General features: G+C 50.5%; 9 protein-coding genes. 3 read left to right on the forward strand and 6 right to left on the reverse strand.

Going from position 1 to position 13,571, the window contains the following annotated elements; translation table 11 throughout:
* Positions 1 to 9: 9 nt before the first annotated feature.
* The gene (locus ABD852_RS08050; protein ID WP_345027750.1) at positions 10 to 642 is read right to left on the reverse strand and encodes a hypothetical protein; all 633 of its coding nucleotides are present in this window, start codon (positions 640 to 642) and stop codon (positions 10 to 12) included.
* A 510-nt stretch (positions 643 to 1,152) separates the two neighbouring features.
* Between ABD852_RS08050 and ABD852_RS08055 the strand changes: the two genes are divergently transcribed.
* On the forward strand, positions 1,153 to 4,137 hold the full coding sequence (locus tag ABD852_RS08055) for a SusC/RagA family TonB-linked outer membrane protein (RefSeq protein WP_345027817.1): 2,985 nt from the start codon (positions 1,153 to 1,155) through the stop codon (positions 4,135 to 4,137).
* Between the two features lie 5 nt (positions 4,138 to 4,142).
* A complete protein-coding gene (locus ABD852_RS08060; RefSeq protein ID WP_345027751.1) occupies positions 4,143 to 5,837 on the forward strand; it encodes a RagB/SusD family nutrient uptake outer membrane protein in 1,695 nt (564 codons plus the stop codon).
* Positions 5,838 to 5,859: 22 nt separating this feature from the next.
* Here the strand turns inward: ABD852_RS08060 and ABD852_RS08065 are convergent, their stop codons facing one another.
* Positions 5,860 to 7,749, reverse strand: a complete 1,890-nt coding sequence (locus ABD852_RS08065) for a hypothetical protein (RefSeq protein WP_345027752.1) — start codon at positions 7,747 to 7,749, stop codon at positions 5,860 to 5,862.
* Positions 7,750 to 8,095: 346 nt separating this feature from the next.
* Here ABD852_RS08065 and dnaA point away from each other — a divergent pair, with 346 nt between their 5' ends.
* A complete protein-coding gene (dnaA, locus tag ABD852_RS08070; RefSeq protein WP_345027753.1) occupies positions 8,096 to 9,544 on the forward strand; it encodes a chromosomal replication initiator protein DnaA in 1,449 nt (482 codons plus the stop codon).
* Positions 9,545 to 9,559: 15 nt separating this feature from the next.
* Here the strand turns inward: dnaA and ABD852_RS08075 are convergent, their stop codons facing one another.
* From ABD852_RS08075 to ABD852_RS08090, 4 genes are all read right to left on the reverse strand, one after another.
* On the reverse strand, positions 9,560 to 10,348 hold the full coding sequence (locus ABD852_RS08075) for a DUF3108 domain-containing protein (RefSeq protein WP_345027754.1): 789 nt from the start codon (positions 10,346 to 10,348) through the stop codon (positions 9,560 to 9,562).
* A gap of 21 nt (positions 10,349 to 10,369) precedes the next feature.
* Entirely contained in the window at positions 10,370 to 11,401 is a 1,032-nt protein-coding gene (locus ABD852_RS08080) for an aminopeptidase (RefSeq protein WP_345027755.1), read from the reverse strand.
* Positions 11,402 to 11,589: 188 nt separating this feature from the next.
* Positions 11,590 to 12,141, reverse strand: coding sequence for a YceI family protein (locus ABD852_RS08085; RefSeq protein WP_345027756.1), 552 nt, complete (start codon positions 12,139 to 12,141; stop codon positions 11,590 to 11,592).
* Positions 12,142 to 12,174: 33 nt separating this feature from the next.
* On the reverse strand, positions 12,175 to 13,395 hold the full coding sequence (locus ABD852_RS08090) for a bifunctional 3,4-dihydroxy-2-butanone-4-phosphate synthase/GTP cyclohydrolase II (RefSeq protein ID WP_345027758.1): 1,221 nt from the start codon (positions 13,393 to 13,395) through the stop codon (positions 12,175 to 12,177).
* Positions 13,396 to 13,571: the final 176 nt, after the last annotated feature.

Here is a 13,571-nt window from a genome sequence, read left to right on the forward strand (position 1 = left end):
GGATCCGGATCATAACTTGTTGAGCAGCATGTCGGCGGTTACGTTTTGCTCAAACGAAATATAACCGGGATAGTTGACCTGTTTGCTGCCGAAAGCAAGCGTAGGCTTGATTTTGATCAACAGCTTGACCGCTTTTGAGTCTTTTGTGCTCGTCAGGGCCGACAAAAGATTAACAAAATCGTCACGTGTCTGGTTGTTCATAACGAAATCATAAGCGTTTGTGCTCAGGTGGAAAGGGATTATGGTGCGTCCTGTCCCAGGTGAAACCTGTATTTTCTGATTATGTAAACCACTGAAAATCTCACTTTTCCCGAGGATCACTTTGTATTCCATCTGCTCCACTCCGGCCATTTTACTGGTCGGATTTTGCGCCTCCAGCTTGAGTTGAAGATTGAGCGGAATGTCCTTTTTTAGTAAACCAAGGCCCAGGGCAGGATAACGCCCGAGGTCGATGTCCTTGAAGCTCCTGATTTCTTTCAGCTCCCGGAGGTCGATACCCGCCAGGAAAATACTGTCTACCGACGATAGCCTGAATTTACAATCTCCAAGCGCCTTAGCCTCCCGGACCGATTTGTTGAGCGCACACTGGTTAAATACCAGGAGAAGCGCAAGAAGCAAGGTGCTGTTAAGCAATTTTTTCATGTGTACGATTAGGTTTGAGCAATGAGCGGTGAGGTGTGGGCTTACGCCTGGTTTCTCAGGGCTCAGGGCTGATTGATTTATCAACGGTGCGTTAACTTGTCTTCGCTTACCCCTCACACCTCACAACTTGTTAACCACGACCGGACGCAAAAATAACGACTATCGTCAAGATATACCTAGCGTTTTTTCGGACCGGGCAAGCTTTGGTAGTGCCACAGCAGATTTTACATATACATAATGTCGTCGGCTGTGTGGCGCCGGGAGGTTGGGGTATTATTGCGGTGTATTTTTTGCAAACGTTTGAATGATTATTTCAAACGTTTGCAATTCTATGAAATTTATTTCATTTATTATTTTAATAGTACAATTTGTAGTATTGTAGTAATCTGCTTGAAAATCAGCAAAAATAAAAGACTCAAATGTATGGGAAGAACGAATTACCAATTCTTTAGATGGCGAATCGGGTATCCGCCGGGACGTGCCTTTTTTTTATACGTCTTATTGCTCGGAATGCCATTGGGTTTTGCATGGAGCTATCCGGGAACGGAGGCAACGGCGGAAAAAGCCATACGTGGCCGCGTAGTTTCGGAAAGCGACGGCGAGCCGCTCCCGGGAGTAACCGTGATGATTAGTGAAGCGGGAGGCGCGGGCAGACAGGGAAGCAGTACCAACGAAAAAGGAGAATTTTCATTTTCCGGTCTGAAAGATGGCACAGCTTATAACCTTGACTTCAGTTTTATAGGATTTCAGAAACAATCGGTAGCGGCCTTCGTACCTACGGCCGCGAACAATGGCTTTATTGAGATCAGGCTTAAAGAGGAGGCGTCCAATCTGTCGGAAGTGGTAGTAGTGGGTTACGGCAGTACTGTGAAACGCGATGTGACGGGTTCGGTTACCTCGCTGAAAAGCGGTGAGTTTAATAGTGGGATTATCAATTCCCCGGAGCAGTTGTTGCAGGGTAAAGTGGCCGGGGTGAATGTAACTTCTGCCTCAGGCGAGCCCGGCGGTGCACAAAGCATTACCATTCGCGGACCGGGGGGCGTCCGGACAGGCAGCACACCGTTGTTCGTGCTGGACGGGCTGCCTCTGGACAACGCCGGTACTGGTGGGTCGATGAACCCGCTGAATTTCCTGAATCCGCAGGACATTGAATCAATCGATGTTTTGAAGGACGCATCGGCTACCGCTATTTACGGCGCGCGAGGGGCCAACGGCGTGATCCAGATTACGACCAAAAAAGGGAAAGAAGGCTTTTCAAGTATCAATTATTCCGGAAGCATCGGGTTCTCGGCGCTTGCCCGGAAACTGCCCCTTCTGAACGCGGATGAGTTCCGGAAAGAAGTGAAAGCCCTGGGCGGAAGCGACCTTATCGACGAGGGCGGTAATACCGACTGGCAGGACGAGATTACGCGGAAAGCAATTACCCACAACCACAATCTCAGTATGAGCGGCGGGTCCCGTTCTTTCAGCTATTTCGGCTCGCTGGGCGTGCAGAAACAGGAAGGAATCCTGAAGGGAAATTCGATGGATCGCTACAACGGGAGGATTAACCTGAACCAGAAGATACTGAACGACCGGATCAGTGTGGATGTTAATATCAGCGCAACGAACATGAAGAACCAGCGCCCGCCCATTGAAGGAATGCTGGGCGGAGCACTTTCAGCAAACCCGACGTACCCTCCCTATGAGGCGGACGGAAGTCTTTTTCAATACACAGACGGAACCAATCCGCTTCTGCCCCTGAGGCTGGAAAAGGATATCACCGGGATTAACCGGGTGGTGGCTGGTATCAGCCCGTCCATTAGACTCGTGAAAGGATTGGTGTATAAAATCAACTTCGGTATCGATCATGCTACGGCTACTCAGGACATCCAGTCGCTGGCCAACAAAGAACCATACCGCGAAGGACGGTTTGAAACCAGGGGTAAAAAGAACTCCAACCGATTGATAGAGAACTATCTTACCTACACAATGGACAAGGAGCGGCACTCGCTGTCAGCGCTGGTCGGACATTCTTATCAGCGTCTGTTTGAACAGGAGCGTACCTTCAGCATTGACCGGTTGCCGCTGACTGAAATTGAGCCCATTTATAACCCTGGAATCGGACAGGATCTGACAATGGTCAGGAACCGCCCGACCGGTTATGCTTACGAAAACGAGCTCCAGTCGTTCTTTTCACGGATCAATTACCAACTGGCCGATAAATACCTGGCCACCGCAACTGTGCGGGTAGACGGCTCGTCGAAGTTCGGAAAGAATAACAAGTACGGGGTGTTCCCTTCGTTTTCGCTGGGATGGCGGATTTCTGAAGAGAGCTTTATGAAATCGTCGCCTTTCTCCGATCTCAAGCTCCGGGCCGGTTGGGGCCAGACCGGGAACCAGGAAATCCCGGCCAAAATTACCCATGCCCTGTTTACTTCCACCATCAGCAATTCGACCAGCTACCCGCTGGATAACTCCGGTCCCTTCTTCCCCGGCACTACCTACACCAGGCTGGCCAACCCGAACATTCAATGGGAAGTGTCAACACAAACCGATGTGGGCCTCGACTTTACCCTGCTGCAGGGTAGCCTGGGCGGAACCGTCGATTATTTCAACAAAGTGTCGAACCATATCCTGCTCGAGGTGATCCCGGCTGACCCGGTTCAGCCGGCCGGGAAGCTCTGGACCAACGTAGCGGATATGGAAATCAGGAACCAGGGCGTGGAGTTTGACCTTCATTTCAGGAAATCTACTGAAAGCGGCTGGAAGTACGGAATAGGCGTGAATGCTACGTTTATGAAAAACCGGGTAAGCAATTCACCGTATTCGGTGATTCCTTCGGGCTCGGTATCCGGCTCGGGACTCACTTCGTCTACCATCAACGGGTATATCAACAATGAGCCGATCGGTACTTTCTTCCTTCGGGATTTTATCGGGTTTGACGAAAAGGGAATCGGCAAGTACCGGGACATCAACGGCGACGGAATCTCCAATGACCGTGACCGCATTCCAGCCGGGACAGCGGTACCGACCCAAATGTATAACCTAACGGCGAATGCCGGGTTCAGAGGGTTTGACCTGTCGCTGAACTTCAACGGGGTAGCCGGCAACAAAGTCTATGACAATACCGCCAATGCGAACTTTTATAAGCTGCGGCTCTCCAAAGGCCTTAACAGCACCCGTGCTGCCCTTGAATTTCCGGAAGAGTCGATTACAAATTCTGCACCCGTATCTACCCGGTTCCTCAAGGACGGGGCTTTCTTTCGCCTGAATAATGCCGTCCTGGGATACAATTTCAATCCTGAAAAACTGGGTATTGCTAAGTATGTGTCGTCGCTGCGCCTCTCGTTAACCGGGCAGAACCTGTTTGTATGGACAAAGTACAACGGTTTTGATCCGGAAGTAAATAACGACAAGGCGATCAACGGGGTTTCGTCGTATGGAATCGACTACCTGAGTTATCCGAAGGCCCGGACCATCATCTTTGGTGTTAATGTAGGATTTGTAAACTAGTTGAAATGAAAAGAAGTGTTTTAATACTTGTTCTGGGCGGCCTGCTGTTTAGTACCAATGCCTGCACCGACCTGGAGGAAAATGTGCTCGACGAAACGTTCAGCTCAAATCTTACGGACGAGCAAACTGCAAAAGGTTTGCTGGTGCCGGTTTACGCCAACCTGCCGGAACTTTTCAGGCATACGACCTATTTTTCACTGCAGGAAATTTCTACGGACGAGGCCATTCTCCCTTATCGCGGCGGGACCGATTGGGGAGACAACGGGATATATATCGCCATGCACAGCCACAATTACACCGGCACCGACCCCAATATCGGCAATACATGGAATTACCTTGTCCAGTCGATCTCCAGGTCGCTCACCGCGCTGGTGACTTTACCCGGCTTACCCGATCCCAATACCAATCTGTATATAGCGGAAGCACGAGGAATGCGGGCATTTTATTCGATGATGACGTTGGACCTTTTCGGCCTGGTATTTAAAAAGGAAAACCCGGCTACCACTTCCGAAATCCTGAGAGGGCAGCAGGCCATTGACTATATCGAAAGCGAGTTGCTGGCTGTAGAGCCGGTTTTGCAGAACCGGGCCACCGTTGGCAGCGGAAGGTTAACCAAGGCGGCCGTATGGGGGCTGTTGGCGCGCCTATACCTCAACGCCGCCGTTTACCGCAACGTCTATGCCCAGCAGTTTTCGTTTGAGGCGGCTGATATGGACAAGGTGATCAACTACACCGATAAAATTATCTCTTCGGGAGAATATCAGCTGGCCAGCGATTATTTTTCCATTTTCGGAGTAGATAACCACGAAAATAAAGAGTTGATCTTTGCCATCGATCAACGGCCCGAGCTGAACGGGCATAACCGCCTGTCTTATTTTTCGCTCGCAGGCGACCAGTTTCCCCTTGCCCAGTTTCCGGGAGCTAACGGAACCGACGGACCTGCCATTACCTCCGACTTCTACCGCACATGGGTCGATGCTTATGGCAATGTGGACCCGGCGGCGGCAGATCCCAGGTTCTATCAGCAGAATATGTCCGTATATTCCAACCCCGCAGACACTTGTATCAATGACGCCGATTACCGGATCAACCGGGGGATTTTGCGCGGGCAGCAATATGGAGCAATCCGGGTGAACGGAGTGTTCCTGAGATGTGCGGACGGTAAGCTGAAGGTAGGGCGGCTAACCAACCTTACCAGGAACCGCCCGGATCTTCCCGTTAATTTTACGGAGCAAATTGATTTTACGACTGCAGGGAGCGGCTATAGCGCCGGTTACCGGGTTCATAAATATGAGTTTAGTAAGGTTTCGGACAGCGGAAGGAACAAAGGACAGGCCGACATTTCAATACTCAGGCTTGCCGACATTTACCTGATGCGTGCCGAGGCAAAGCTGAGAAAAAGCAATGATGCAGCAGGTGCGCTGGCAGATGTCAACGCGGTGCGGGCGTCGCGCACTGCCACCAAACCGGCCCCGGCGCTCACGGCCATGAACCTGGATCTGCTTTTACGGGAGCGCGGTTTTGAGCTTTACTGGGAAATGGTGCGTAGGACGGATATGATCCGGTTCGGGAAATATGAAGGTACCTGGACTGAAAAGACGTCGACCGATGTTAACAAAAGAATTTTCCCGATTCCTCAAACGGCTATTGACGGTGCGGCCAACCTGCCCGGCTACCTGGTGCAGAACCAGGGTTATTAAGCACTTCGTTCTACGCCAGGCGCTAATCGGTTAAGATGGCGCCTGGCGTAGTATTGACAGGCCGTGTGGACAGTTCAGAAGGCTGTTCGCTCCGCAGGTGGATGATCTGGCCGGTGTCGACCGGTTTGAGCCCCTCCCGGTCATACGCCCCGACCACCCAGAGTGCGTAGGCGCCAGCCGGGAATTTGAATTCGCGGAATTCAAACGCATACCGGGACGACCAGAAATTCAACCGGGACAGAAGTTCCCGGGGAGCCGAACGTACCGGAACAGCAGGAAGAACAAAAGAACGCCGGTCTGAACGCAGAATAAGATAGACCGGGCGCGCCTGAACGGATGTACTTTCCACGGTGACGGTGACACGCGGATTGGTGGCTTTTCCATGTACCACAACCTCTTTTTTGGATAAGGCTGTTTTCCAGTTGAGCGGTTGTACAATTCCTGCCTCGAGGGTATGCTCCATTGCCTGGAAAATTTGCGGGTCGACTGGTTGTGCGGGATCGTACAGGCCATTTGAGCGGAGGTCGGCGAGGAGATTCCTGAAGGCTGTCGGGTGGTTCCAGAACAGCCGGTCTTCATATTTTGCGCCAAAGGAAAGAAGCATGGCATCCTGGTTTTCCGTGTACCACTTGTCGAGTTCCAGCGTTGCGTGGTGAATGGCGAGTTTCGGAATATACAGGTAGTAGGAGCCCAGATTGAAAACAACCGACCCTACCAGAGCAAGCGCGAAAATGCCTTTAGCCGGCCCGGTTGTATTGCGAACGAGAATAAGAACGGCCAGGTAGGCCGCTGCCCAAAGTACTGCCGCAAAAATCAGGTAACGCTGCGACAGAAATTCTCCGCCCCAAATCACATTAATGGATACCGGTCTGCTGATTACAAGCATGGCCCCGGTAGCAAATAGAAAGAGAATAATGCCCGCCAGAATGCTCAGGCTACCTGTTTCCCTTTTTAGCCTGCCTGTAGCCAGGACGACGAGGAAGCACAGGCAAATGATGAAGATCATACTTCCTGCCAGCACGGAAGCCGCAACATCGGGGTAAAATCTGTGGGCATGTCCGTGCTCGATATCCTGATAGAAGAGACCTCCCAGAAAACTGAAGAAAAACCAAAGGTTCTTCAGGGGATGTTGCCAGAGTGCAGACCGGTCCTTCGGAAAAAATGTGTAGTCGAAAGTGAAATAAAAAGAGACGACGCAGGCGGCGGCGAGCAGCCAGGGTACCAGGAACCGGTAATTTTTCTGCAGCGCGATAACCAGCGCGCCCATCACCCAGACGGCGATACCGCTACCGCTTACGAAACTGGCAAGCAACGCGGCTGAGAGACCGATAACTTTTCCTTTTGCCGATTGTAGCGACAAGCCAAACGCGGTGAGCATGGCAAAAAAAATCAGCGATGTATTTTGGATCGCGGCGATGGCCCAATAGACGTTTTCATAGTAAACGAGGCTGAAAAGCAGGAGGACAACCGGTGTAAAATAAGCGGCGGGCTTTCCGGTTTGTTTGAAAATAAGGTGAAACAGGCCGAGGATTCCGAAGAGGAACAGGTTGCCGATAATCACTTGTACCTGGGGGCTCGGCTCTCCCCGGACCAGGTAGATCAGGTACATCACCACGCGTTCGAAGGCAAACCTGTGCTCGTTGACCTGTTCAAAAAAAGCCCGGAGACGGTCGGTGAAATGATCTTCAGTCAACATGCGGTGAAAGCTATCGAGCAGGTTGAAGTCGTCGATAAAAGCAGCAGGTGACGAAAAAGACAGGATAATAAAGAAAAAATAGGAAATGGGGAGTACGGCAGAGAGGACCGTGATCAGGTTCCGGTTATCGGAGCTGTCGCGGCGGAGGCGGTACAATTGAATAGCCAGAAGTCCTAATGTCGAAACGACATAGGGCAAAAAGAAAGTCGCATACATAGTAATGGTGGGGCAGCTATTCCTGCTTACTTAAACCGCGTGGTATAAGTAACTCTATAACGCTATATTCGTCTCTTTATTAGTGCGTTGTGATAATAGTGCTGTTCGGGCGATGGTTTTTATTGAACGGTTCATCGCAGATGATGAGCCGTTTGCCGGTGGCCCTGATTTTTTTCTTTACATTTTTTTGACGGCGGCAAAGTAGAACTGGCATCTCTCCCGGAGAGATCTTGGATTATTCCGCTACGTGTTTTTTGTGGTTTGCTTTCTGGCGTTTCAATAGCTAACTTCGTCACCCTTTCAATTATTGAAATCGATCCAAACCATTAGTTAGCATTTGAACAACATGTCCCAACACCCTCTCAAAAATACCGCGATGGCAGAAATGAGCGAAGTGGAAATGGTGTGGGAAAGATGTTTGCGGGTGGTAAAGGAGAGTATTCCCTATGCGAGTTATGAAACCTGGTTTGAACCGATAAGGCCGGTCAAGCTGATCGGTAAGGTCATTACGATCCAGGTGCCCAGCCAGTTTTTTTTCGAATGGCTGGAGGATAATTATGTCAACCTTTTAAGGAAGGCGCTTGATTATGCCATAGGGAAGGATGGTATGTTGGAATATTCCATCATTGTTGACACGGGGAATGAGCGTCATAAACCGCTCACAATGAACGTGACCAAGGCGATCACCCCCGCCCCCGGCAAGCGCGATAATTTCGAGCGCGATCCGCGCCGGCATACACAGCAACCGGCAAAGGACCTGGATTCACTCCAGCTGGATACCTACCTGAATCCGAATTACAGTTTTGACAATTTCATAGAGGGAGACTGTAACCGCCTCGCCCGGTCAGCGGGGTTTGCTGTTGCGCAGCGCCCCGGGGTAACCTCCTTCAACCCGCTCATGATCTACGGCGACGTGGGGTTGGGCAAAACCCATATTGTCCAGGCAATCGGCAATTATATCAACAACCATTTTCCCGAGAAGGTGGTTTTGTACGTTTCTTCAGAGAAGTTTACCAACCAGTTTATTAACGCGCTGAAGAATAATACGCTGTCTTCGTTTACCGATTTTTATATGAAGGTTGACGTGCTGGTGATTGACGACGTACAGTTTTTGTCGGGCAAAGAGAAAACGCAGGATACCTTTTTTCATATTTTCAATCACCTCCATCAGCTCGGCAAGCAAATTATCATGACGAGCGACCGGCCGCCCAGAGAGCTGGACGGGCTCCAGGATCGTCTCCTTTCCCGGTTCAAGTGGGGGCTGACCGCTGACCTCCAGGCGCCTGACCTTGAAACCAGAATAGCGATTATACAGAAAAAACTTCAGCACGAAGGGGTCTTCATAGACAATGATGTGATTGAATATGTTGCTTACAGTGTAAGTACCAACGTACGGGAGCTGGAGGGGGTCATCATTTCCCTGATGGCGCAGGCGTCTCTGACCAGGAAGGAAATTGACGTCGAACTTGCGAAGAATACCCTGCGTAATATCGTTATCGAACAAAGTCGCGAGATTTCTATCGATACCATCATGGAGACCGTGGCAGACTACTTCAAGATTTCTGTAGCCGATCTGAAGAGCAAGAGCCGGAAGAAGGAAATCGTATATCCCCGACAGGTAGCCGTGTATTTTGCGAAAGAATATACTGACCTGCCGTTAAAATCGATTGGCGTTCATTTCGGGGGGCGAGACCATAGTACCATTATTCACTCGGTACAGTCTATTACCGAATTGATCGAAACCGACCGGTCGGTTGAGGAGACGGTTCACAAACTAAAAAGCTACTTCAGGTAGTCCGGGGAAAGCCAGTTAAAACCAGGCCGGCTCCGCCTGCAGGCCATTGTAGTGTTTGATATCCATCGCAAGGGCGCCGATAAACAGGTCTACCTCGATCTTGATCGGGACCTTATTCTCGTCGTCCGAAACCCAAATGCGAATGGAATTCTCACCTTTGAACAACTTGTTGTTGGGCATGAGCGGATGTAGTTTGAAAACTTTGATCCTGCCGTATTTGGTCTTGACTACGTCCCGGCCGGCATATTTTACCCGCATCCGGATAGTTTCGTCAGAAAGGAATACGGGCACCTCAATAATGTCCCCTTCTTTCCTGTCGTTGAAATTTACAGTTCTCAGGTAGTAATAGCCGCTGATGATATCATGAACGTTGGACGGCACGTTGAATATGCGGGTCGTATCGCGGGTTTGCGTTTTGGCTTTGTTGCTTCGCCGGTCAAAGTAGGTGGTTTCTTCTTTCCGGTAGTTGTTTTCACGGATATTCCGGTAAAACTGGTGAGGTTCCATACTGGTGGTGTCGACAAAGGAGCGCCAGGTATCCCGCACCTTGGTAAACACATCGAACGCACCGGTGGTCCTCCCGAACACATTGATCCGGTAGCAGGGACGCCCATTAATTTTGCTCAGGTTTTTGGCGATATCTACCCGGGCTTCGGCGGCGTTGATAATTCCATAGTGAATCCGGTATTCCACTCTTTCGCCCACATCAAAATGCTTTTCCTGCCGGCTTTCCACTTTCGTGAAAGAGAATATGCCGGCTAGCGCAATAATGGCGAAGACAATAATCAGGATTTTCTTGCTCATAAAACCTGTTCCGGTGTGTGGTTATAACGTAGGATACTTTTGCTTCAGATATTTCAGATACTTTGGAAAGTCTTCGTCGAACTGTTTGATGAATTCATCCAGGAATTGATTTTGCTGTGACCGGTATGTTTTATAACTGATAAAATAAGCATTGTTCTGCGCAATTCCGGATTTTTTTGATTCCTCGTCCAACGGGAACCGTCCTCCCAATAGTGTATCCGCTGTTGCCAGGATTCGCTGAAGCGCCTTTGTTTTGGCCGCTGCCTTTTGAGTTGCCGGCAGGCTCCTGCCGAAAGTCGCGTAGAGGGAGTCGAGCTGCATAGCTCCCCGCAGCATGTGTCGGGCCCAGGCGTCGTGATACTCCATCTGAAGCAAATACTTTTTCAGCTGCGGAGAATCCGGCCCGTATTTCTGAACCAGGAATTTTTTCGCTCCCCAGTCCCCGACAAAGCTTGCCAGGTTTTCGTTCAGTTCCATATTGTCTTTAACAAAAACTGTGCCGTGAGTCAGTTCATGCAGGATCAGGTTGGCCAGCCTGCCTTCGCTTTTTTCAAGCATGCCGGATAAAATGGGGTCCCGCAGGTAGCCCAGCATGGACCATGCCGCGGCCTCACCCATATTGGTGTCATATCCTTTTTTGGCAAATACGGCTTTTTCCTCGTAAGCCCTTGTCGAGTCAAAAAAGCCCTTGTAGGGGAAATCGCCGATCAGGGGAAATTTCCATTTCACGGCTTCTACTTTATAGGGTCCCGAGACGGTCAGCAGCCACATTAGTTTTTTCCCTTCCTGGTCGAAGAAAGTGGTGTAATTTTCAGAAGGGGCCAGGCCAAGGGAGTCTATTCCGAAATGTCTTATTTCCTGGATAAGGCGTATTTTTTGCTTGACAGAATCGGGATAGGCAGGGTCCTGAAGGATTTCCGAAACTTCTTTGGTGTTGCGGAGAATATGGATTTGTCCTTTGGCCTGTGCCCAGCCGTAAGAAAGTAAATCATGGTAAAGCACGCCTAGTGAAACCAGGGCTACCACCATGAAAAGTACAAAACTGCGTCGCATGAAAAAGCAATATCGTGGCCAGTCCGTTAACTCCGAAAATGATCGGACGATGGTTAGACCACTTGTAGGTGATTTTGTTTAAACCAAACGTACACAGGATTCTTCCCAAAGAGAAATCTCCCGTAGTCAAATTATGAATTTGTTGGCAATTCCCGAAATTTTGTGTCTCGCAGCGTTGGAAGGGAATTTCAGGGGCCAAGGTCGGCTTTGACTTTTACCCGGACAGCCTCGGTTATTTTCGTAAAAAAGAGTACTGGTATTTCGATATTGTGATCGGCCAGCCGAACTTCGAAGGCGGTCTCTATCAGGTAGTGGGCGCCTTTTTTTTCGATGGTGCCCTCAAATGCCCGTTTGGCAGTGACGCCGTGTACGGTAAAGCTGCCCGTAACCGTTACCGCTTCTTTTGCCCCGTCTTTTGCCGGTATTTTGGCGATCGGTACTATTCCCTGGAAGGTAGCGAGGGGAAACCGATCGGTTTGCATGTACCGCTCGTTGTAGTGCTTTTGCATGAGCGACCTGGGCAACGAGAAATTTTTGGTGCGGATTTTGAAACTGACGTCTCCCGTTTTCAGGTTGAGGCTCGCCTCGCCCGTTTTATCAATGGCATAAATGTCCTGGGCTGGTCCCGCAGCCTTCGATGAAAACTCGGTCACCACCGCCCCGGTGGATACGCGGTTTTGCCCAGAGGCCGGGATATGGAGCAGCCACACCGCAGAAATTAAAAACAGGATGGCTTTCATGGCAGGTGAAGTTTGTATCCCCGAGGGCGCGTGTTACAGTTCCAGACTGAAAAAATTATGGCCCATCCGGTCCCGTTTGGTACGAAGGTAGTGCCGGTTGTGGGGGTTTGATTCAATTTCGACGCTTACGCATTCGACCACCTCAAGGCCATATCCGATGAGGCCCACCCGTTTTTTAGGGTTATTGGAAATGAGGCGCATCTTCGAAATCCCGAGATCGCGCAGTATTTGAGCACCTACGCCATAATCCCGCGCATCGGAGGGAAGCCCAAGCTCTTCGTTGGCCTCAACGGTATCACGCCCGGCTTCCTGGAGCTTGTACGCTTTCAGCTTATTGAGCAGCCCGATCCCGCGGCCTTCCTGGTTCATGTAGAGCACTACCCCTTTTCCTTCTTTTTCCACCATTTCCATTGCCGCGTGCAGCTGGCCGCCGCAATCACAACGGCATGAGCCAAAGATATCGCCGGTAACGCACGATGAATGTACGCGGACCAGCACCGGCTCATCCTTTTCCCACTCTCCTTTGACCATAGCGATGTGGATATCCCCTGTATTGGTCTGGGTGTAGGCAATCAGGTCGAAATGTCCCCATTCAGTAGGCATATCCACCCGGGATTCCTGCCTGATAAGCGATTCAATTGACAGGCGGTATGCAATCAGGTCCTTGATACTGATCAGTTTGAGGCCAAATTTGTCCGCGAAAGTTCGGAGCTGAGGCAGGCGGGCCATGGTCCCGTCTTCGTTAAGCACTTCTATGAGAACGCCGGCCGGGCGCAAACCGGCAAGTCGGGCAAGGTCTACGGCCGCTTCGGTGTGGCCGGCCCGCCGCAGAACGCCGCCGTCCTTGGCCTTCAGCGGATTGATATGGCCCGGGCGCCCCAGATCTTCAGGTTTGGTCTGCGGGTCAGCAAGGGCAAGAATGGTTTTAGCCCGGTCATTGGCAGATACCCCCGTGGTGCAGCCGTTGCCCAGCAGGTCAACCGTGATGGTGAACGCAGTTTCATGATTGGAGGTATTGCGCGTCACCATCATATCAAGCTGTAATTCTTCACACCGGGCTTCCGTCAAAGGCACACAAATTACGCCGCGGCCTTCACGTGTCATAAAATTGACTATTTCGGGAGTGATAAACTCCGCAGCGCAGATAAGGTCGCCCTCGTTTTCACGTTCTTCGTCGTCAACGACAACGACCATTTTCCCTGCTTTTATATCTTCAATCGCGTCCTCTATTCGATCTAAATTAATGTTTGCCATATTCCGTTTAAGAAAGTAAGGTTGGAAACTGCTCGATCTGTGCTTCTGCCCCCGAAATGCAATTCCCTGTCACTGTTTATATGCGGCCCGATGTCATGAGTCCTGCTGCATTAAAAACAAATATAGACTCAGGGAACGTTCAAATTTTAAAAACTTTTGGCAGGCAGGCAAAAAAC

The sequence above is a fragment of the Ravibacter arvi genome, assembly GCF_039540405.1.
Classification (GTDB): domain Bacteria; phylum Bacteroidota; class Bacteroidia; order Cytophagales; family Spirosomataceae; genus Ravibacter; species Ravibacter arvi.